20 protein-coding genes are annotated in these 21,316 nt (G+C 60.1%); 10 read left to right on the top strand and 10 right to left on the bottom strand.

Annotated features, from left to right (window positions below; translation table 11 throughout):
* Positions 1-2,214 (bottom strand): 4Fe-4S binding protein, encoded by a 2,214-nt coding sequence (locus C6558_RS06925; protein ID WP_371412245.1) that lies wholly within the window; start codon positions 2,212-2,214, stop codon positions 1-3.
* Positions 2,215-2,453: 239 nt separating this feature from the next.
* Between C6558_RS06925 and C6558_RS06920 the strand changes: the two genes are divergently transcribed.
* The 6 genes from C6558_RS06920 to C6558_RS06895 all read left to right on the top strand — a co-directional run bounded on the left by C6558_RS06920 (position 2,454) and on the right by C6558_RS06895 (position 8,976).
* On the top strand, positions 2,454-3,314 hold the full coding sequence (locus C6558_RS06920; protein WP_245449137.1) for a ferritin family protein: 861 nt from the start codon (positions 2,454-2,456) through the stop codon (positions 3,312-3,314).
* 98 nt (positions 3,315-3,412) lie between these two features.
* Positions 3,413-4,084, top strand: a complete 672-nt coding sequence (gene ric / locus C6558_RS06915; RefSeq protein ID WP_371412244.1) for an iron-sulfur cluster repair di-iron protein — start codon at positions 3,413-3,415, stop codon at positions 4,082-4,084.
* Positions 4,085-4,751: 667 nt separating this feature from the next.
* A complete protein-coding gene (locus C6558_RS06910; RefSeq protein WP_057221126.1) occupies positions 4,752-5,900 on the top strand; it encodes a mandelate racemase family protein in 1,149 nt (382 codons plus the stop codon).
* A gap of 18 nt (positions 5,901-5,918) precedes the next feature.
* Positions 5,919-6,548, top strand: coding sequence for an SGNH/GDSL hydrolase family protein (locus C6558_RS06905; protein WP_107027049.1), 630 nt, complete (start codon positions 5,919-5,921; stop codon positions 6,546-6,548).
* Positions 6,549-6,636: 88 nt separating this feature from the next.
* Positions 6,637-8,235 (top strand): ABC transporter substrate-binding protein, encoded by a 1,599-nt coding sequence (locus C6558_RS06900; RefSeq protein ID WP_107027048.1) that lies wholly within the window; start codon positions 6,637-6,639, stop codon positions 8,233-8,235.
* 381 nt (positions 8,236-8,616) lie between these two features.
* On the top strand, positions 8,617-8,976 hold the full coding sequence (locus tag C6558_RS06895) for a VOC family protein (RefSeq protein ID WP_107027121.1): 360 nt from the start codon (positions 8,617-8,619) through the stop codon (positions 8,974-8,976).
* Between the two features lie 304 nt (positions 8,977-9,280).
* Here the strand turns inward: C6558_RS06895 and C6558_RS06890 are convergent, their stop codons facing one another.
* From C6558_RS06890 to C6558_RS06850, 9 genes are all read right to left on the bottom strand, one after another.
* Positions 9,281-10,042: an ABC transporter ATP-binding protein gene (locus C6558_RS06890; protein ID WP_107027047.1), complete on the bottom strand. Its 762-nt coding sequence runs from the start codon at positions 10,040-10,042 to the stop codon at positions 9,281-9,283.
* Positions 10,042-10,878 carry an ABC transporter ATP-binding protein gene (locus C6558_RS06885; protein ID WP_025430412.1) on the bottom strand — a complete coding sequence of 279 codons (837 nt, stop codon included), beginning with the start codon at positions 10,876-10,878 and terminating at the stop codon, positions 10,042-10,044. The genes C6558_RS06890 and C6558_RS06885 overlap by 1 nt, the downstream gene beginning before the upstream one ends.
* A 4-nt stretch (positions 10,879-10,882) precedes the next feature.
* A complete protein-coding gene (locus C6558_RS06880; protein WP_025430411.1) occupies positions 10,883-11,770 on the bottom strand; it encodes an ABC transporter permease in 888 nt (295 codons plus the stop codon).
* Positions 11,770-12,792: an ABC transporter permease gene (locus tag C6558_RS06875; RefSeq protein WP_025430410.1), complete on the bottom strand. Its 1,023-nt coding sequence runs from the start codon at positions 12,790-12,792 to the stop codon at positions 11,770-11,772. The genes C6558_RS06880 and C6558_RS06875 overlap by 1 nt, the downstream gene beginning before the upstream one ends.
* 109 nt (positions 12,793-12,901) lie before the next feature.
* Positions 12,902-13,216 (bottom strand): cupin domain-containing protein, encoded by a 315-nt coding sequence (locus C6558_RS06870; protein ID WP_107027120.1) that lies wholly within the window; start codon positions 13,214-13,216, stop codon positions 12,902-12,904.
* 62 nt (positions 13,217-13,278) lie between these two features.
* On the bottom strand, positions 13,279-14,028 hold the full coding sequence (locus tag C6558_RS06865) for a FadR/GntR family transcriptional regulator (protein WP_107027046.1): 750 nt from the start codon (positions 14,026-14,028) through the stop codon (positions 13,279-13,281).
* 83 nt (positions 14,029-14,111) lie between these two features.
* Positions 14,112-14,849: a FadR/GntR family transcriptional regulator gene (locus tag C6558_RS06860; protein WP_107027119.1), complete on the bottom strand. Its 738-nt coding sequence runs from the start codon at positions 14,847-14,849 to the stop codon at positions 14,112-14,114.
* Positions 14,850-14,931: 82 nt separating this feature from the next.
* Positions 14,932-16,449 carry an aldehyde dehydrogenase (NADP(+)) gene (locus C6558_RS06855; RefSeq protein ID WP_107027045.1) on the bottom strand — a complete coding sequence of 506 codons (1,518 nt, stop codon included), beginning with the start codon at positions 16,447-16,449 and terminating at the stop codon, positions 14,932-14,934.
* A gap of 3 nt (positions 16,450-16,452) precedes the next feature.
* The gene (locus C6558_RS06850; protein ID WP_107027044.1) at positions 16,453-17,247 is read right to left on the bottom strand and encodes an NAD(P)-dependent oxidoreductase; all 795 of its coding nucleotides are present in this window, start codon (positions 17,245-17,247) and stop codon (positions 16,453-16,455) included.
* Between the two features lie 248 nt (positions 17,248-17,495).
* Here C6558_RS06850 and kduI point away from each other — a divergent pair, with 248 nt between their 5' ends.
* From kduI to C6558_RS06830, 4 genes are all read left to right on the top strand, one after another.
* Positions 17,496-18,320, top strand: coding sequence for a 5-dehydro-4-deoxy-D-glucuronate isomerase (gene kduI, locus C6558_RS06845; RefSeq protein WP_057216783.1), 825 nt, complete (start codon positions 17,496-17,498; stop codon positions 18,318-18,320).
* Positions 18,317-19,060 (top strand): 2-dehydro-3-deoxy-D-gluconate 5-dehydrogenase KduD, encoded by a 744-nt coding sequence (gene kduD, locus C6558_RS06840; RefSeq protein ID WP_107027043.1) that lies wholly within the window; start codon positions 18,317-18,319, stop codon positions 19,058-19,060. Before kduI ends, kduD begins: the two co-directional genes overlap by 4 nt.
* Positions 19,061-19,167: 107 nt before the next feature.
* Positions 19,168-20,079, top strand: coding sequence for a 5-dehydro-4-deoxyglucarate dehydratase (gene kdgD, locus C6558_RS06835; RefSeq protein ID WP_107027042.1), 912 nt, complete (start codon positions 19,168-19,170; stop codon positions 20,077-20,079).
* Positions 20,080-20,102: 23 nt separating this feature from the next.
* Positions 20,103-21,239 carry a mandelate racemase/muconate lactonizing enzyme family protein gene (locus C6558_RS06830; RefSeq protein WP_107027041.1) on the top strand — a complete coding sequence of 379 codons (1,137 nt, stop codon included), beginning with the start codon at positions 20,103-20,105 and terminating at the stop codon, positions 21,237-21,239.
* The last annotated feature ends 77 nt before the right edge of the window (positions 21,240-21,316 follow it).

Raw genomic sequence — 21,316 nt, 5'->3', positions numbered from 1 at the left:
TCAGGTGGGTGTGGCTGGCGGCGGCTCGTCGAGCACGATCGGTTTTCCCTTGTGCGTAACCGCCGTCTTGCTTGGCGCTTCGCCTCGCGATGTGGGGGTCGAAAGGGCCTGAAACTTTTCTCTCTTGAGCCGGACCTGGATCATGTGCGGACAGCGCGTATCGTCCTGGTAGAGTTCCTGGCAGTGCATGCAGTAGATGCACTCGTTGACATTGATCTGCCCTTCAGGGTGGATCGACTGAACCGGACATTCCTTGGCACAGCGCTGGCAGGGCGAGCCGCATTCGGGCCAACGCTTCAGCCATTCGAACATGCGGATGCGTCCTGGAATGGCGAGGGCTGCCCCGAGCGGGCAAAGGTAACGGCAGTAGAAGCGCTCGATAAAAAGACCGGCCGCCAACAGCGTCAGTGCAAAGACGACGAAGGGCCATTCGCGGGCGAACTTAAGGACGATCGCGGTCTTGAATGGCTCGACTTCGGCAAAGACTTCGGCGAGCGCCAGTGAATAGAAGGACAGTCCGAAAAGGCCGAGAAAGACGATGTACTTGATCGGCCAGAGACGCTCGTGAAGGCCCCAAGGAACCTTGATCTGCGGTACCTTGAGCCACTTCGCGATGTCGTTGGTCAGTTCCTGAAGGGCGCCGAAGGGGCACAGCCAGCCGCAAAACGGACCACGCCCCCAAAATAGAAGTCCTGCCGCGACGGCCGCCCACAGCAAAAAGATGAGGGGTGCCGACAGGAAGAACTCCCAGCGGAAGCCGGTGATCAAGGCGTTTGTGAACGTCAGCACATTGACCACTGAAAGCTGCGCATTGGCGTACCAGCCGAGCCAGACAAGTGCATAGACAAGGAAACCGCGGCGGATCCAGGCAAACAGAATGGGGCGTCGGACGAGCCAGTCCTGGAAAAAGAAGATCGCAGTCAGAAACACAAGTGCCGTTGCGGTGAGGGCGACCGAGACACGGTTCATCTGCCAGATGCTGACCCACAGTGGTTGGCCGTCTGCTTCCTCGCCAACAATTGGCGCTGCGCCGTCAGAGGGGCTGACCTCGAGCGGGTGCGTGTCGGCAACCAGATACTTCTGTGGCAGGGCGTAGCCGAGGTTGAAAGGCAATGTCGCCTTGTCTCGCCCACCGGCGCTTCGCTGCACCAGAAGCTGTACCTCCCATGGTGCCGTGACATCGAAGGCGAAGTCAGGCGACACGACAAAAAGGGCGATCTCGCGAAGATGAGGCGCACCTTGCGCTGCAAGCGATGTCAGGCGCGTGTGGTCGCGGTCGCGAAACCGCATGCCCTGGCCGTCCTGGAGCAATTCAATCCGATCGAAGATGCCGCCGCGCACATAGCCCGAACCCTTGAAGGAATAGGCTCCATCGCCCGCGACGAGCAATGCGCTCTGACCGGGTTTAAGGCGTTTGACAAGGCGACCGTAGCCTTCCTCACCGAGCAGGCTTTTGCCGATGGCCGGAACGCTCACGGGCGCTGTGTAAAGGTCGATGAAGCGGTCATTGGGCGTTACCGTTTCCGGCCGTTCTGCCGCTGTCGTTTGATTGGCCTGGCGAAATGCATCCGACACTTCGCCGACCGTCATTCTAAGGCTGCGGATCGAGCCGTCACCGAGCAGGCTCTGCCAGTCGGCGGTCTCGTTCATTGCCGGATCGAGCTTGCGGACGGGAGGCGCAGGCTCTTGGGCGACGCTCGCCTTGGTACCAAGGCGATTGCTGCGGATCAGGCGAACGGCCGAACGAACAACACTGTCGCCCATGACCAGAACAGTGACGGTCGCGCCGCTGACGATATCGACCTGTGGCGGTCGCTCTTGTCCCCTCGCAACGCGACCGAGGTCACGGCCGATGATGGCGTTCAAGGCGGCGACGACCTTGCGTTCCGGAATGCCGATAAGGACGATCGGTTCCTTGTGATCGACAAGTTTGATGCCCTTGACGACGCCGTTTGGATCGATGCCGACGGCGATGTGAATGGGCTTTCCGGAGTAGCCTATAGCGCTGGTGAAATCCGAGTTGAGATAGGCATAGCCGAGCAGTTCGGTACCCCGAAACACTGGCGCGATCGGTGGCTCGCCGACAGTGGCGCCGAAGCGATCTGCACCCGCAAAGAGCTCGCCGGGCACTATCTTTGAAAGATAGTCATCGAGCCGGCCGGCGGCATAGGCGCCGTGTGCTCCAAGCAAAACAAGGAGCGTCGCGAGCATCATGCAGAGCAAGCCGAGACGGTTACTGTTTTTGTTGTTGTTGCGCATTTCTTGTCGTTCCGTCCCGAGAGACTGGCTGCTCGGATTGGCGGGCATCCTTGTTTCTGGCGAATTGAACGGCAACCTACGGAAAGTCCGATCACCTTCTTTGCGCTGCAACAAACGGAGGTGCGTTTGTTCCTGTAAAACAGTCGCATAGCGCCGAAGGAGCCGTCATGCCGACACTCAGGATCGATCCGCCGTTGGTCGCAACGCTTGGGGAACTTCTTGAACTTGCCGTCAGGCTTGAGCGCGAAGCCATCGACGGCTACGTCATGCTCGCAAAACGCATGCGCCGCGAAAATCGAGCCGATCTAGCGGATCTGTTCGAAGGGCTTGCAGCTGATGAGCGCGGACATCTCGATATGGTTTCCGCTTGGATTGAAGAGGCGAATCCACCTGTAGGTCCGGCACGGATTTTCGCCGCGACAGACAATGCAGGTATGTTTGACGATGGGGATGCGCTTATCGTGGCCCCGGAACTGCTCAACGCCTACAGGGCTTTTTCAGTCGCTGTGCGCAACGAGGAGCAGGCGTTCATGCTTTGGAGCTATGTGGCGGCGGATGCGGCTTCCACCGAAATCAGGCAGGCAGCAGAACGCATGGCGCTGGAGGAACTCGGCCATGTCCGTATCCTGCGCAAAGCCAGGCGAACAGCGTTTCACGACCTGCGGAGCCATCGCTTAATCGTCGCTGACGACCTGGCGGCGGTAGAGACGCAGCTTGCCGATTGGCTGGAAATGAACGCAGGCGATGCAAGGGCAGAGGGCACCGCGTCATGGTCGTCCCTTTCAGCTGATGCTCGGCAAAGAGCACGCCAGATGATCGACGTTCCCTTCGCCGCGCCGCTAGGTTTAGCGCCACTGCCTGAGGGTGGGACGATTTCGGCGGTGGTGCTCTGCGAGTTCCTGCTTGAGCGTTATCTCGACCTGTCCGAGCGTGAGGGCGACGAGGGTCTGCGGCAACGCGCGCAGACCTTTGCAGCAGCCACGATCGATTGTTTGCAGACCCTTCGTGCCAAAGCGCAGAAGAACACGGCAACGCTTGCGACCTCGCCACATTGAACTTGCGTTTCGACAAAGAACGATCGGCCGAACTACCGCAACGTCTCTCCTGACATAAGCTTCCGGGCATTGAGGAGAGCACATTGACGGAATTGAACTTGAACTTGGACGTCACCGTCGGGACGATTGCATGCGAACTTCCGGGTGCAGCCGAACTCTTCAGACAGCATGGAATCGGTTTTTGCTGCGATGGGGATGTTTCGCTTCGTGATGCGGCGGCCGATGCCGGAGTTGTGGCGAGCGACCTGCTTGACCGCCTTCGGGCACTCGAGCAAGCCGCAAGGCGCGATGCGCCGGAGGGCACCAACGAGCTTATCGCTCATATTCTGGAGCGATATCACCAGACACACCGAAACGACCTCGAATGGCTGATCCCGCTTGCGCAGAAAGTGGAACACGTTCACGCCACTCATAGCAGCGCGCCGCTGGGCCTTGCGAAGGCGCTTGTCGACCTTCAAGACCAACTGATCCCCCACATGGCCCGCGAGGAGCTCGCCCTCTTTCCGATGATGCGCCACGAGCCGGACCCCGATATCGAGCACTTGATAGGCAGGATGCGAGACGATCATGCGTGCGAAGGCCAAAGCCTAGCTACCATCGAGCATCTCACCCACGGGTTTGCACTTCCAGGCGGCGCCTGCCGATCCTGGACGGCTCTTTACGTCGGTCTTCAAAAGTTTTCCGAGGATCTGGTCACGCATATGCATCTGGAAAACAAGGTTTTGTTTCCGCGTTTTTCCAGCGTTGAGGACGTCGCGTCTCCGTCATGACATCTTCCATCGGTGGACAGATGGTCGCGACCGATATCGGCGTGGCGCTGTTACCGTTGCGAATTTGTTGTCGCCCTGCCTCGCTCTACCGGGCGGGGCGGCAGTTCTGGCTGAGGTGTCGGGTGGACCGGTCCTAACGAACCGGGGACTTTGGTTTCCTCTGGCTCCCGTTGCATTAAATTCCAGGCGACTGGCAGGGTTCGGTGTGCTGTTTCACATGCTCGCCAAGTGCAATTCTCCGCAGTCGGGATGACTGTATCAAACGCGCAAAATGGATCTGCTGGAAACGAGCAGAGGTTGCCGGCAATGAGCGGCGTAAATTGCGAAAACAGCTGGTGATCGCAAAACCTTTGGGTCGCTCGACCGATTGCGTCTCGGTTTTCTTCCGCTTTCTTTGAGATATCTCTTCTACCGGCTATCGGACCGAACTCTCTCACAACTGCAACTGAACTCGGATCATTTGAGCCCCGTCGCAAATGGCCAACGTTCGTTGCGAACTTGCCGCCGGTGGCCAGTATTCTCGCCGCTGGCCGTACGGCAGCGGGCGAACCTGTTCGTCAGTTTTAAAAGCTGTCATACAGATTTGACAAAGCTGTGATAATCTGTCTAAGTATGTGTCATACAGAATGGTGCGGGGAGCCGGCCACTTTCGCATACCGGAGGAACAATGATCATCACCGACGTCGATGTGCGAGTCTTCCGCACGACCACGCGCCGCCATTCGGACAGTGCTGGCCACGCGCATCCAGGCCCGCCGCATCAGGTGGAGCAGGCAATTCTGACCATTCGCACGGAAGACGGCCATGAAGGGCACTCCTTCACCGCGCCGGAAATTGTTCGGCCGCACCTGATCGATAAGTTCGTGAAGAAGGTTCTGATCGGCAAGGACCATCGTGACCGAGAAAAGCTGTGGCAGGACCTCGCCCACTGGCAGCGGGGCTCAGCCGCGCAGCTCACCGATCGCACGCTTGCGGCTGTCGATTGTGCGCTGTGGGATCTTGCAGGCAGGACGCTCAACCAACCTGTATACAAGTTGATCGGCGCTTACCGCGACAAGGTACTGGCCTATGGCTCCATCATGTGCGGCGATGAACTGGACGGCGGCCTGGCGACGCCGGACGATTACGGCCGTTTTGGCGAAACGCTGGTTAAGCGCGGCTACAAGGGCATCAAGCTACACACCTGGATGCCGCCGGTCAGTTGGGCGCCGGATGTTAAGATGGATATCAAGGCCTGTGCTGCGGTGCGCGAAGCGGTTGGTCCGGATATCCGTCTGATGATCGACGCCTTCCACTGGTATTCCCGTACGGACGCGCTCGAACTTGGGCGGGGCTTGGAAAAGCTCGGCTTCGACTGGATCGAGGAGCCGATGGACGAGCAGTCGCTGTCTTCCTACAAGTGGCTTGCCGACAATCTCGACATTCCTGTGGTCGGGCCGGAAAGTGCCGCGGGCAAGCATTGGCATCGCGCCGAGTGGATCAAGGCCGGTGCCTGCGACATACTTCGCACCGGCGTCAACGACGTCGGCGGCATAACCCCAGCGCTCAAGACCATGCATCTCGCAGAAGCTTTCGGGATGGAATGCGAGGTGCACGGCAACACTGCCATGAACCTGCATGTGGTCGCTGCCAGCAAGAACTGCCGCTGGTACGAGCGCGGCCTGCTGCACCCGTTCCTCGAATATGACGATGGCCACGATTATCTGAAGTCACTTTCCGACCCGATGGACCGGGACGGCTACGTCCACGTGCCTGATCGCCCCGGGCTCGGCGAGGATATCGATTTCGACTTCATCGACAACAACCGCGCGCGATGACAGTGAGGTGATTGGGCAATGAAGACAGTTCTCGCCTTCGGCGACAGCCTGACCTGGGGGGCGGACCCTTCAACTGGTCTGCGTCATCCGCCCGAAGGCCGCTGGCCCGAGGTTCTCGACCGGGAACTTGGTGACGCGGCGGCGATCATATCGGAAGGGCTCGGTGGCCGCACCACCTGCTATGACGATCATGCCGGGCCCGCTTGCCGCAATGGCGCCAAGGCCTTGGAAGTGGCGCTTGCCAGCCATATGCCGCTCGATCTCGTGATCATCATGCTTGGGACCAATGATATCAAGCCGGTGCACGGAGGTCGTGCGGAGGGTGCGGTTTCCGGCATGCGCCGCCTGGCGCAGATCGTGGACACATTTCCGTACAAGCCGAGTGGCGCGAAACCGAAGCTTCTGATCGTTGCGCCACCACCCTGTTCGCCCGGTCCAGATGGACACCCGGCGGCTGGCAGAAGCGTAGCAGAATCCGAGCGGCTTGCCCCGCTTTACCACAAGCTCGCCTGCGAACTCGGCCACGCGTTCTTCAATGCCGGCGCGGTTGCCCGTGGATCACAGGTCGATGGTGTGCATCTGGAAGCCGGGGCGACCGCAGCCATCGGCCGGGCGCTCGCCGCGCCCGTCGGCGCAATTCTTGGCTGATCCGTCTTAACACCTGCGGAGGAGCAGGCAGGCGGATCATGAAACTGGTAGGCCGAAATCCGCATGGACGGCCGCAAAAGGAGGAAGCATGAGACACTTTTTTGCAACGGCCGCCCTCGGCGTGCTGCTCACCACAGCCTCGCCGATTGGCGTGTTCGCCGAGACACCGGCCGACCAATTGGTCGTCGCCACGACCATGAGCAACATCCTGACGCTGGATCCCGCTGCCATTACCGGCCGCGAGACCGTACAGGTGCTCAACAACATCTATGACACTTTGGTCGCCCTTTCGCCGCAAGACCGTAGCGTTCAACCTCGCCTCGCCGAACGCTGGGAGATCGCCGAGGATCGCAAGTCGATCCGCTTCCACCTGCGCGGCGATGCAAAATTTGCTTCGGGCAATCCTGTCACGGCCGGCGACGTCGCCTGGAGCCTGAAGCGGCTGCTTGCCCGCAACCTGGCGCAGTCATCTTTCCTCAAGTCGCGTGGCTTCACGCTTGAGAATGCCGACAAGGCGTTGGTCGCTGAAGACGACCACACCTTCGTGATTCATCTGCAGAAGCCCGACGACCCGAACCTGTTGCTGATGATCCTTGCGCAGAATGGCCCTGGCTCCATTCTGGACAGCAAGGTCGTGCTCGAGAACGAGAAGGACGGCGACCTCGGTGCTGGTTGGCTGACGCTGAATTCCGCTGGTTCCGGTCCCTTTACACTGACGCAGTGGAAGTCGAACGAATACATCATCCTTACACGCAACGATGACTATTGGGGTGAAAAGGCCGCGATGAAGCGCGTGTTGATGCGCCACTTGCCGGAATCCCAGTCGCAGCGGCTGCTGTTGGAAAAAGGCGACATAGACGTCGCCTACTCCCTGCAGGCACCGGACCTCAAGTCACTGGAGGCCGACAAGGCGATTGCCATCGAATCGACGCCGGGTTCAGGTTTCTACTACCTCAGCGTTTCGATGAAAGATGAGCGTTTTGCCAACAAGAAGGTCCGCGAGGCGCTGCGCTACCTCATCGACTATGAGGGCCTCGACAAGGCGGTCATGCCCTATTACGGCAAGCTGCATCAGCGTCCGTTGTCGTCCGGCGTGCTCGGCGCCCTTCCGGACGAGGGCTACAAGTTGGATGTGGAAAAGGCGAAGGCGTTGCTCGCCGAAGCCGGCTATCCGAACGGTTTCAGCACCACGCTGCGGGTCCTGTCCGAAGATCCGTTCATGAAGGCGGCGACGGCGATCCAGAACACGCTCGGCCAGGCCGGCATCCAGGCGGAGCTCATCAGCGGTTCGGGTGACCAGATTTACGGCGCAATGCGGGAGAGAAACTTCGAATTGCTGGTCGGCCGCGGCGGCGGCGGTCAGCAGCCGCATCCGGACAACAACCTGCGCTCCATCGCCTACAATCCTGACAATTCCGACGAGGCGAAGCTGACCAACTACCAGAGCTGGCGCACCAGCTTCTACGACGAGAAGCTGAACAAGCTGATCGAGGAAGCACTGGTCGAGCGCGATCCCGCCAAGCAGGCCAAGCTCTATGAAGGCGTGCAGGCCTACATGGATGAGGCGGTGATGTCGATCCAGCCCTTCTCCGAAGTTGTCGACACTGCGGCCTATCGCAGCGACGTCAAGGGTATGATCGTAAGCCCATGGCTTTCACGTTTCGAGGGCGTGACCAAGGAGCGCTGATACCACCACCCGTCTCATTCTCCAAAACCAAAAGGCGCGTGCTGGCACGCGCCTTTCTCGCGTTTCAATGAGGTTTGGCCCCATAATGGCCCAGAGGTGTGGCGTTGCTCGACGGCAAGCATCTCCCCCATGCAAGTGGATTTCCCACGGGCCGGAGTGGCCCGATGGGGCGCCTTTTTACCTGTCGGGAGCCGCCCGACATCCATCGGCAAGCAATGACGACAGGACACGCTTTTCCATCCGAGGCGATGTTCCAGGCTCAGCAGTACTAAAAGGTAACCGATGTTCTGCAACCTTGCGGACGTCACGTCGAGCTTGACCCTTAGGTTGCATGTGAGCCCCTTCGCCGGCATTGTCCTGTCTCAAGCCAAGGGGGGGCTCATGCCAAAGGTCGTTGGAATAGGCGGTGTGTTCTTCAGGGCAGCGGACCCGGCTGGGCTGGCCGAATGGTATGAGAGGCATCTTGGTGTTGATGACCTGCACAAGTCCGTGTGGCAGCAAGAGGCAGGAATGACAATTTTTGGGCCCTTCTCTGAGAACACCGACTATTTTGGACGAAGAGAACAACAATGGATGATCAATTTCAGGGTCGATGATCTGGAAGGGTTCATTTCAAACCTCACGGCGAGCGGGATCGCGGTGGAAACTCGAGCCGAGTGGAACTCGGAAGTCGGTCGCTTTGCCCGGATCCACGATCCCGAGGGCAATCCGATCGAGCTCTGGGAACCAACGAAGGCGTGATGGCGAACAACCCGCCATTCCATGCTCGGTGAGTGTCCTGACGTTTGATTTTGACCAGGGCCTGCTGCCGTGACAGCTTGTGGCGCATGGATGCCACGGAGCTTCACGCGCTGGCATCTCATCCCGTCGGCCTGTGGTGCCCACGGCTTGCGCTAAGCCACGGGCCGTTGTGGGTTGTCATGTGAAGATTGGCTGCTGCCAATCGGCAGCGCTCTGGGCTTGCTGATGCCGCTTTCGCGTGACCGGGGAGCTGGCACGTCGAGGGCAATTTCAGACGGAGTGCCCGAGCTTCAATTAGTCGAGCTCAGTGCGCGCTTTCGTATTCGAGCGAGGCGCCGATGAGTTCTCGGGCATAGGGGTGGGTCGCTCCGTTTCCGGGGATCGCATCGCGTGGAAGCACCTCGGTGATCTCTCCGTGGAGCATGACAGCAAAACGATCGCACATATGGTCGACCACCGCGAGATCGTGCGTGACCATGATGTAAGTGAAACCGCGCTCCTCGCGCAACCGCTGGAGCAGGTTCAGGATTTCCGCCTGGACGGAGACATCGAGCGCCGAGGTGGGTTCGTCCAGTAGCAACAAAGAGGGCTCGAGGATGAGCGCCCGAGCGATGGCCACCCGCTGCCGCTGGCCACCGGAGAGCTGGTGTGGAAAGCGGTCGAGGAAGGAAATGGGCAGGCCGACATCGGCAATGGCCTTGCGCATGCGATCCTCGCGATCGCCAAGCTTGTGAATGACGAGTGGCTCGCTGAGCACGGTGCGCACCGACTGGCGCGGATGCAGCGAGCCGTACGGGTCCTGAAACACCATCTGCAGCGTGCGGCAGCGCTCGATAAGCGGCATCTCGCGCACAGGCTTGCCGCCTATGAGGATGTCGCCCGTCCAGATATCGGTCAGCATGGAGATGCAGCGCAACACGGTGGATTTGCCCGAGCCGCTTTCTCCGACGAGGCCGAAGCACTCGCCCGGGCTTACCGAGAAACTGACACTCGGCAAGACTTTGGTGGCGGTTGGTCCAGCGCCGAAGGTGATGGACACATCGCGGGTTTCGACGGAAACGGACATCAGGCTTTCTCCTCCAGCCATTCGGGTTGGCGGTCGAGCACGGCGAGAGGCGCACGCCCGCCACCGATCCGTGGTTGGGCTGCCAACAGGCCGCGGGTATAGGGGTGTTCGGCCCTGTCGAGGTCGCGGGCGGCGAGTGTTTCAACCACGCGACCGGCATACATGATGAGAACGCGGTCGCAGAAATTGCGCACAAGATTCAGGTCGTGACTGATCATGATGAGGCCAATGCCGCGGTCGCGCACGAGGCCGTCGAGGATATTCAACACTTGAAGCCGGACGGTAACGTCGAGCGCGGAGGTGGGTTCGTCGGCGATGACAAGATCTGGGTCTGCCAAAAGCATCATCGCGATCATCACACGCTGACCCATGCCGCCGGATATTTCATGCGGGTATTGATCATAGACCCGCTTCGGGTCACGAATCTTGACGGCTTCCAGCATTGTGAGCGCCTTGTCACGGGCCTCTGCCTTCGAGCATCTGAAGTGGCGCAGATAGGTCTCTGCCACCTGGTCGCCAACACGCCGGATCGGGTTGAGCGAGAATTTGGGATCCTGGAGGATCATTGACATCCGCCGGCCACGAACCTTCAGCATCTCTTTTTCGGAGAGCGTCAGGAGGTCGAGGTTCCCAAAGCGCAGCGTGTCGGCCGTGATTGTCGCGCCGGGCAGAAGACGCAAAAGAGCGCGTCCAACCGTGGACTTGCCTGAACCGGATTCTCCGACGATCCCCAACCGTTCCCGGCCAAGCGTGAAGGAAACCCCACGCACGGCCTCTGCCGGCGCGCCGCCATAGCGAATGCGGAGATTTTCGACCTCGAGTATGGATTTTTCCACGGGGCTACCTCCGATTTATCTGTTTGGGATCGAGCGCATCGCGCAATCCATCGCCGAGCAGGTTGAATGCGAGGCTGACAGACAGGATCGAGATGCCCGGGAAGGTGACGAGCCACCAACTGTCCAGCATGTACCGGCGGCCGGTTGCGATCATCGCGCCCCATTCGGGCAGCGGCGGCTGGGCGCCGAGGCCGAGGAAACCGAGGCCGGCAGCCGTGAGGATGACGGTCGCCATGTTGAGGGTCAGACGGATGAGGACCGAAGGCAAGCACATGGGCATGATCGACTTGAAGATGATGCGCGCCGGCGATGCCCCCTGAAGTCTTGCGGCAGAAATGTAATCTGCCTTGCGGAAGGTCATTGCCTCGGCGCGGGCAAGCCGAGCGATCGGTGGCCAGGAGGTCAGCGCGATGGCGACAATGGCGTTGTTGAGGCTTGGGCCTAGCGCCGCGACGAAGGCGAGCGAGAGAATGAGGCTCGGAAACGACAGGAAAATGTCGGTGATGCGCATCATCACCGTATCGATCTTGCCACCGAGATAGCCGGCGGTCGTACCGATGATGAGGCCGATGGGGCCGACGACGATCGACACGAGGAAGATGATTGTCAGCGTGATGCGGGCACCCCAGACAAGGCGGCTGAAAATGTCGCGACCAAGCTCGTCGGTACCGAAGACATGCCCGTTGCCCGGCGGCTGCAGCGTTTTGGCAAGATCCTGCACATAGGGGTCGTGGGTGGCGATCAAAGGTGCAAAGGCAGCTACCAGAATGAGCAGCACCAGGACGGCGAGGCCGAATGTCGAGGTCGGGCTTTTCAAAAGGAACAGCACGATGTTCTTCAATGCGTGCAACGGAGCCGGCAGGCGGAACGTAGGTTCGGTGCGGGTAGACATCAGCGTGTCCTTGGATCGAAGATGCGGTAGAGAACGTCGGACAGTAGATTGAGCCCGATGAAGATGACGCCGACGATCAATACGCAGGTCATGACGGCATTCATGTCGCCGGTGATGAGATTGTTGGTGAGATACTGACCAAAGCCCGGCCAGGCAAAGACGGTCTCGATAAGGACCGCGCCTTCGAGCAGTGAACCGTAGGCGAGCGCGATGATGGTGACGAGCTGAACCCGGATATTGACGAAGGCGTGCTGCCAGATCGTCTGATTGCGCGAAAGCCCCTTCACTCTCGCGGTCGTCACATATTCCTGCCCGAGTTGATCGAGCATGAAACTGCGGGTCATGCGGGTGATGTAGGCGGAGGAGGAATAGCCAAGTAGCGCCGCTGGCAGGATGATGTGGTTCACCGCGGACCAGAAGACGTCCATCTCGCCGGCGATCAGGCTGTCGATCAACAGGAAGCCGGTGCGCTCTTCGACGAGACCGATGTAGAACTGGTCCATCCGCCCGCTGCCGCCGACCAGCCCGAGATGGGCGTAAAAGACGATGAGCGCAATCATACCCGTCCAGAAGATCGGCATCGAATGGCCGAAGAGGCTGAAGACACGCACCACATGATCCGGCCAACGATCCTTGTTGACGGCGGCAAAGACGCCAAGCGGCACACCCAGGCCTGCTCCAATAAGGATTGCGAAAGTGGCCAGTTCGATCGTCGCCGGCATGACATGAAGGATGTCCTGTATGACCGGCTGGCCGGTGCGAATAGAGGTGCCGAAATTGCCGGTGAAGACATCGCCTAGGTAATATATGAACTGTTCCCAAAGAGGACGGTCCAGGCCGAGCGCGTTGTAGACCTGTTCATAGGTCTCGCGGGTCGCATCTTCTCCGACTATGGCCCGCACCGGATCAGCGGGCATGAGCCGGCCAATGAAAAAAGTCAGGAGAAGCAGGCCGAGAAGCGTGACCGCAATGGTCCCGATCTGCCCGGCCGCTCCGTAGAAGCGTATGCGACGTAAAGACATGAATCCTCCGTTTGTCATCCGCCGGAAGGTGAGGCGGTACAGGCTCCCGTCCTGTATGACAACTTAAGGAAATCTGTCACAGGTTACGAATGCTGTCAAGCTAATCTGCTCACAGGAAGTCGTCTCGGCGGGGTGTGAAGCAGTCAATAAGTTCGCCGGTCTCCAGGCATTGGCACCCATGTTCTGTGTTTGAGGGGATGACGAGACTATCGCCGGCCTTCAATTCATGGGCTTCGCCGTCACGGAAAAAGCGGAAACGGCCACGCGAGACGTAGGTGGATTGAACGTGCGGATGGCTATGTAGTCGGCCGCTAGCGCCGCTTTCGAAGCGGAAAGATACGACCATGATCTCCGGTGAGTGCGAAAGAACTTGCCGGATAACGCCAGTATCAGTCGAGATTGCGGGATAGGTGGAAAGGGTCATGGATGCCTCTTTGATGATGTACGACATCCCCAATATACATGTACTTGTATCTGTATGACAAGCTAAGACAGGTTGACCTCTTCGGGGGCCAGTGTGCGTGAGCGCAGCAACACCTTGTAGCGATCCAGGCTGCCGCGAAGATGGGCGCGCATACGTTCGCGCGCAGTGTCGCTGTTGCCTTCGATAATGGCATCCACGATCAGGCCGTGTTCTTCCTGAAGGTGAAGGTTATAGTCCTTCGGGCGCGAGCCGGGAGCGGAGCCTTGCAGTTCGCCTCGAGGAATGATGCCGGACCGGATGAGCTGCAGGAATTCGGGAAAGCGACGGTTCTGAGTAGCCTCCGCGATAGCGAGATGCAGTTCGAAATCGGCGTCACGGGTGGGGCTCCCGGAGGCGAGGCATTCGCCAACGTGGTGATGGGCCTCGAGGATCGCCTCGATCTGTGCAGCAGAACGGCGCGAGGCCGCAAGCCCGGCAGACTCCACCTCAAACACCGTTCTAAGCTCCAAAAGCTCAATGACCGAGGAAATGCGCTCAGTGGTCAGGTCCTTGAACGGTTGTTTCTTGTCTTCGAGCGTCTGCAGCGCGAAGATGCCAGCGCCCTTGCGCGCTTCCACCAGGCCGTCGGCGCGAAGGATTGCAATCGCCTCGCGCACCACGGTGCGGCTCACGGAATATTCGCGGGTCAGCGCACTTTCGCTCGGTAACCGGTCGCCGGGCTGGAAGACGCCTTCCGTCAGGTCGCGACGCAGGTCGGCGCTGATCTTTGCCGCCAGCGATGTGCCTCTAACATGGTTGTGTTCGACTTCCATTCTTGCTTCACCTGCATTGAACCTGTCTGGCATGTTATCGGTTATCTGTCCGAATGCAAGGGCAGGCTGTCTCAACCTGTACTTCAGCGAGGCACTCGCAGCATGGCGCGGTACCGCGTCTGACTGTTCTTCAGGTGAGTGCGCATGGCCGAGCGAGCCTGTGTTTCGTCGCCATTTTGAATGGCGACGAGGATCGCCTCATGTTCGTCCACAAGCCGCTCGATATCGGCTAAGGGCAGCGCCGTCTCCTCGCCGTTCTCGGTCACCGCCCGGCGCGGAATAAGCGTCGGACCGAGCATCTGCAGGAATTCTGCGAAGCGCGGGTTGTTGGTGGCCTGAGCAATCGCAAGGTGGAAGGCAAAATCGGCCTCTGCGCTCGGTCGGCCCTCCGCGGAACTCGTGCGGAAAGCATCGAGGGCCTCGATGATCTTTTCCTCCTGTCCGGGCGAGCGGCGAAGCGCCGCAAGGGCTGCAGCATCTCCTTCTACGGCAGTGCGAAGTTCGAGCATCTCGATCAGCGAAGATACGCGCGCCAGATCGACATTTTGAAACGGACGGCGGGTGGCAAGCGTTGGAGCGAGAACAAAGACGCCCGCTCCTTGGCGTGGCTCCACCAGTCCGTCAGAACGTAGTGCTGCAATTGCCTCGCGCACGACCGTGCGGCTCACACCGAATTCCTGCGTCAGTTGGGCCTCGGAGGGCAGCCGATCACCCGGCTTGTGATGACCCTTGGACATGCGTGCGCGAAGCGCGTCTGCAACCTTGACCACCAGCGTCGTGGTTGGCAGCGGAGCCGGTTCGTGGGTGGTCACTTTCGTCATGCGTGCCGCCATTCGGTGAATAAGGCGGGAATCCGCCGTTGATTGTGGATACGCCATTGCCCCACAACGGCGCAATCCGCGCCTAGATCGATTTGAGGTCGTCCGGCTGCAGCTCCTCAGGCAGGTTCTGGTAGCAGACGGGCCTGAGGAACCTTCGGATGGAAAGGGTTCCAACGGACGTTGCGCCGAAGTTTGTGGATGCCGGATAGGGGCCGCCGTGGACCATGGCATCGCAGACTTCGACCCCGGTCGGGTAACCATTTGCCAGAACACGACCCGCCTTGCGCTCCAGGATCGCCAACAGGCTGCGTGCAACTTGAGTGTCGCCCGCATCAAGATGCAACGTGGCGGTAAGCTGGCCATTGAAGCTCTTTGCTACGGCAATCATCTCCTCGATAGTCTCGACCGTCACAATAAGGCCGAGCGGACCGAACACTTCTTCGGAAAGTAGATGGTTGGAGAGCCAGTCCTCGGCGGAAACGCGGAAGAGGAAGGGTGTGGCGTCGCGCTGGTCGCAGGTGGTGGTCAAGACCTCGCGCACACCGGCGCCGGCAGCGATGCGCATGCTTCCCTCGCGATAGGCTTTGGCCATGCCGTCAGTCAGCATCACCTGCGGACCGACCCCTGAGAGCGCGGAACGGGTCGCTTCGGCGAACGTGTCGGCCTGATCGGAAAGGATAATTGCGATGCCCGGATTGGTGCAGAATTGCCCGGCGCCGATCGTCAGCGAACTCGCCCACCCTTTTGCGATTTCCGCGCCGCGGGCTTTCAGCGCTTCCGGCAGGATGAACATCGGGTTCACCGAGCCCAGTTCGCCGAAGAAGGGAATGGGTTCGGGACGTGAGACGCAGAGATCGAAGAGCGCGCGACCGCCGGCAAGCGAACCGGTAAAGCCGACCGCTTTGACGAGCGGATGCGTGACGAGTGCGGTGCCGACATCGCGACGACCGCCTTGGATCAAAGTGAAGACGCCCGGGTGGAGGCCAAGTCTCCTGATGGCGGCATCGGCGGCTTCCGCCACGATCTCACTTGTGCCGGGATGGGCAGAGTGACCCTTGACGATGACCGGACACCCGGCGGCAAGCGCAGAGGCGGTGTCGCCGCCCATCGTCGAGAAGGCAAGCGGGAAGTTGGAAGCGCCGAACACGGCGACCGGGCCGATTGGGCGCTGCATCAAACGAATATCCGGTCGGGGCAGGGGGGTGCGGTTCGGCAGCGCCTCGTCATGGCGCCTGTCCAGATGTTCGCCCTTGCGGATGTGGGAAGCGAAGAGGCGCAGCTGACCCGTGGTGCGGCCGCGCTCGCCTTCGAGGCGGGCGGCGGGCAAGCCGGTTTCCGAGGCGCCGATCTCAGTGATCTTGGCGCCACGGACCTCGATTTCGTCGGCAATGGTGTCGAGGAAGGCAGCGCGCGTCTCGCGGGAAGAATAACCGTAGGACCAGAAGGCTTCCTCGGCGGATTCGGCCGCCGTGTTCACCAGTTCGACGGTGCCGACGGAAAAGTCAAAGGCATCGCCGTGGGCGGGCTCGCTGCGGAATTTGATCTGCGCTGCGCGCCATTCGCCGGCGATCAGGTGTTTGCCATGTGGCTCATAGGTCATGTCTTACTCCTTGAATATCGGATTGTTTACGAAGTCGCCGCCCTGGAAGCGGGTCGTCGGGTCGCTCGGGTCGGGCGTCGGGGTGAGGGCCTCAATGTGGGTGCGATGGGCCTCGGCATTGTCTTTGGGCTTCCAGCCCAGCCAGCCAAGATGCGAGTTGTCCCACCAGCCGGCGTCGTTGGCCGAGCTGCCCCAGATGACCGGGCAGCCAAGGGTCGACACGCGGAAAATTGCCTCGATCATCGAAGCGAAATCGTCGTGCGAGAACCAGGTCGACAGCATTCGATAGTTCGTTGGCTCGGGCGTACAGGAGCCGATGCGTACCAGGGCGGTTTCTTGGCCAAATTTGTCGAAGTACAGGCGAGCGAGGGCCTCGCCGAAGCATTTGGAGACCCCATAGAGTCCGTCCGGGCGGTATGGGCCGTCTGGCCCGAGCCGTTCGGTCTGCGGATAGTAGCCGATCGTGTGGTTGGAACTCGCAAAGACGATGCGGGGCTGACCGTGAGCGCGTGCAGCTTCATAAAGATTGTAAAGGCCGACAATATTGCCGCCAAGGATCTGGTCGAAGGGCCGTTCGACGGAAACGCCGCCAAGGTGGACGATGCCGTCGCAGCCGGCGACCATCTCATGGACTGCTGCTGCGTCAGAAAGATCGCAGGACATGCACTCCTCATCGCGCTCAGGCGGGTCAAGCCGAGCAAGATCCGCAAGGCGAATTGTATCGGCGAGAGGCGCAAGCCGTTTGCGCATGACCCGGCCCAGCTGGCCCGCCGCGCCGGTGATCAAAAGGCGTCTCATTTGGGGTATTCCTTTGCGAATTGCCGCATTGCCACGCACGGCACCGCAGCCATTTCGACCTGCCAATGGCGTGAACCGGCAGAGCCTCAACCTTCTAGCGGTCTTCGTGCCCGAAAAAGCTGCCATCGTTTCACTCGAAACCACATTCGGTCTCGCGTCATTCCTGCGGGCACCTTGACCTCCGCTGACATATCATACAATAACGGTAACACATATTATATGTTGTCGACAACTTGAAGGAGGAATTTATGCTGACTGTTGAAACAAGGCAGGCGGTCAACCCGGAATATGCCAAAACACTCGATACATCCGGACTTCGAAAGCATTTCTTGGCCCAGGATATGTTCAGGGCCGGAGAGATCCGACTGGTCTACACCCACTACGATCGTTTCGTGATCGGTGGAGCGGTGCCGGGTGATGCGCCCCTGACGCTTGACAAGGTGGAGGAAACGAAGACCCCGCTGTTTCTCGATCGCCGTGAAATGGGCATCGTCAACATTGGCGAGACCGGTACTGTGGCCGCCGGCGGGCAGACCTATACCTTGAACCGGGGCGATGTGCTTTATCTCGGTGCCGGATCGGGGGCGGTCACCTTTGCTGGCAAGGGCCGGTTCTATATCACGTCCTGCCCGGCCCATCGCAGCCTGCCGGCGCGCCTCATCACGGCCGCCGAAAGCAAGGAAGTGAAGATGGGCGCATCGGAAACCTCCAACAAGCGCACCATCAATCAGTTCATCCATCCGCTCGTGATGGAAAGCTGCCAACTGGTGCTCGGCTATACCACGTTGGAGGACGGTTCCGTCTGGAACACCATCCCTTCGCATATCCATGACCGTCGCATGGAGGCCTATCTCTATTTTGGTATGGATGAAAAATCCCGGGTGCTTCACCTGATGGGCGAGCCCCAGGAGACCCGCCACCTGTTCATCTCGAATGAGCAAGGCGCGCTTTCCCCACCCTGGTCCATCCACTCCGGCGCGGGCATCGGCTCCTACACATTCATCTGGGCCATGGCTGGCGACAACGTCGACTACACCGACATGGACTTCATCCAACCGGAGGATCTGAAATGATAAATTCCTTTTCGCTTCAAGGGCGTAAAGCTCTTGTCACGGGATCGAATACCGGACTTGGTCAAGCGACTGCGGCAGGACTTGCTGCCGCAGGCGCCGAGGTGATCTGCGCGGCCCGCCGCTCGCCCGACGAAACTCTGGATTTGATCGGCAGGGCCGGCGGCAAGGCGAGTGGCATGCAGCTCGACTTCAAGGATCCCATGGCGGCACAAGACATATTTGTCGGCCGGGACATCGATATCCTCGTCAACAACGCCGGCATCATCCGACGGGCGGATGCGGTGGATTTCACCGAGGAGGACTGGGACGCGGTCGTCGACGTGAACCTGAAGGCATTGTTTTTCACGACCCAGGCGTTCGCAAAGGAGTTGTTGGCCAAGGAGCGGTCTGGAAACGTGGTCAATATCGCTTCGCTTCTTTCCTTCCAGGGCGGTATCCGCGTTCCCTCCTACACGGCCGCAAAACACGGCGTCGCCGGTCTCACCAAATTGCTTGCCAACGAATGGGCGGCGAAGGGCATCAATGTCAACGCAGTTGCCCCCGGCTACATTGAGACCAACAATACCGAGGCGCTACGCGCCGATGCCGCCCGCAACAAGGCAATCCTCGATCGCATCCCTGCCAATCGTTGGGGTCGCCCAGAGGACATCGCAGGGGCGGTGGTCTTCCTCTCCTCGCCAGCGGCGAATTACGTCCACGGTGCGGTCCTCAATGTCGACGGCGGCTGGTTGGCGCGTTGATCGACGGCTCGTGGCAATTTGTCATTTAACTTGTATGATGACTTATTGACATATGTATGATGTCTAGCTATGGCTACGGTCAGTTGAATGCACAGAGGAATACTGCAATGACCCCCGAACAAATCAAGGTTGCTCTTGGCTCCGGCCTTCTTTCCTTCCCGGTCACGCATTTCGATGCGCAAGGCCGCTTTGCGCCAGAAAGCTACAAGGCGCATGTCGAGTGGCTCGCGGGTTACAAGGCCCCGGTGCTTTTCGCAGCCGGTGGCACGGGGGAGTTCTTCTCGTTGCGGCCAGATGAAATCCCAGGCATCGTCGCATCCGCCAAGGAGGCTGCAGGCGAAACCGCCATCGTGTCGGGTTGTGGCTACGGCACCGAAATCGCGGTGGATATCGCCCGTTCGGTCGAGAAGGCTGGGGCCGACGGCATCCTGCTACTGCCGCACTATCTTATCGATGCGCCTCAGGATGGGCTCTATGCCCATATCAAGAAAGTCTGCCAGTCGGTCGGTATCGGCGTCATGGTCTATAACCGTGACAATTCGGTGCTGCAGGCCGATACGCTTGCCCGGCTGTGCGACGAATGCCCGAACCTGATCGGCTTCAAGGACGGCACGGGGGACATCGGGCTTCTGCGCCAGGTTACCGCAAAGATGGGCGATCGCCTGATGTATCTGGGTGGCATGCCCACGGCCGAGCTTTTTGCCGAAGCCTATCTCGGCGCCGGCGTCACGACCTATTCATCCGCCGTGTTCAACTTCGTACCGGGCCTTGCCAACGAGTTCTACGTGGCACTGCGCGCCGGCGACCGCTCTACTTGCGAGCGCATCCTGGTGGATTTCTTCTATCCGTTCATGGCGATCCGCAACCGGGTGAAGGGCTACGCCGTCTCGGCGATCAAGGCCGGCGTCCGGCTGCAGGGCTTCGACGCCGGACCGGTGCGCGCGCCGCTGGTGGACCTGACGGATGAGGAACTGGGCATGCTCGACAAGCTCATCGGCGGGCAGAAACGCAAGGTCTGATACCGCGACTTCCGGAGGAATGCATGAAGATCACCGCCGTTCGCACGCATCTCTTGGAACACCGGCTCGACACGCCGTTCGAAAGCGCCTCGATGCGCTTTGACCGCCGTGCTCATGTCCTGGTGGAGATAGAATGCGATGATGGAACGATCGGCTGGGGCGAATGTCTCGGTCCGGCAAAACCCAACGCGGCGGTGGTCGCAGCCTTTTCGCCCTGGCTGATCGGTCAGGACCCGCGCTCAACCGAGAAAATCTGGGCCGTGCTCTACAATGCACTGCGCGATCAGGGACAGCGTGGTCTCACCGTCACCGCACTGTCGGGCATCGACATCGCGTTGTGGGACATCAAAGGCAAGCACTACGGCGCCTCGATCTCCATGCTGCTTGGTGGACGCTGGCGGCAAAGCGTGTGCGCCTATGCCACGGGTAGCTTCAAGCGCGACGGCGTCGATCGGGTTGCCGACAACGCCAACGAAATGGCGGAGCGCCGCACACAGGGGTTCCACGCCTGCAAGATTAAAATTGGTTTCGGCGTCGACGAGGATCTGCGCGTGATCCGCGCTGTTCGCGAGGCGATAGGCTCCGAAATGCGCCTGATGATCGACGCCAATCACGGTTACACCGTCACCGAAGCGATCCGGCTCGGCAAAGCAGCAGCGGAGTATGATATCGACTGGTTCGAGGAGCCGGTGGTGCCCGAACAGCTGTCGGCCTACCTGGAGGTTCGCACATGTCAGCCGATCCCCGTTGCGGGTGGCGAGACCTGGCATACAAGGTTCGGCATGTGGCAGGCGCTGGATGCCCGTGCGGTCGACATTCTCCAGCCCGATCTCTGCGGCTGCGGCGGCTTTTCCGAAGCGCAGAAGATCGCAAGCCTGGCGACACTTCATGGTATCCGCGTCGTGCCACATGTCTGGGGGACAGGCGTGCAGATCGCCGCGGCACTGCAATTCATGGCAGCGATGGTGCCCGATCCGGTCCGCGCCAATCCGATCGAGCCGATCCTGGAATTCGACCGAACGGAGAACCCATTCCGACAGGCGGTGCTTAAGACACCACTGGAGGCGGTCAATGGCGTCGTCACTATTCCAGATGGTCCAGGTCTGGGGATCGAGATCAATCGTGATGCCCTCGTCGAATTCAAGATGCTCCAATCTTGAAACGAACGAGCGCAGTCTTCCAGGGAGCCACGCGTACTGCGTTTGCAAAGCAGCGCTTTAGACGCAGCGTGCCCGTG

Source organism: Ensifer sp. NM-2 (genome assembly GCF_003024455.1).
Taxonomy (GTDB): domain Bacteria; phylum Pseudomonadota; class Alphaproteobacteria; order Rhizobiales; family Rhizobiaceae; genus Ensifer; species Ensifer canadensis.
Note: the sequence above shows the minus strand (reverse complement) of the source record. Positions and strands in the feature narration are given on the sequence as shown.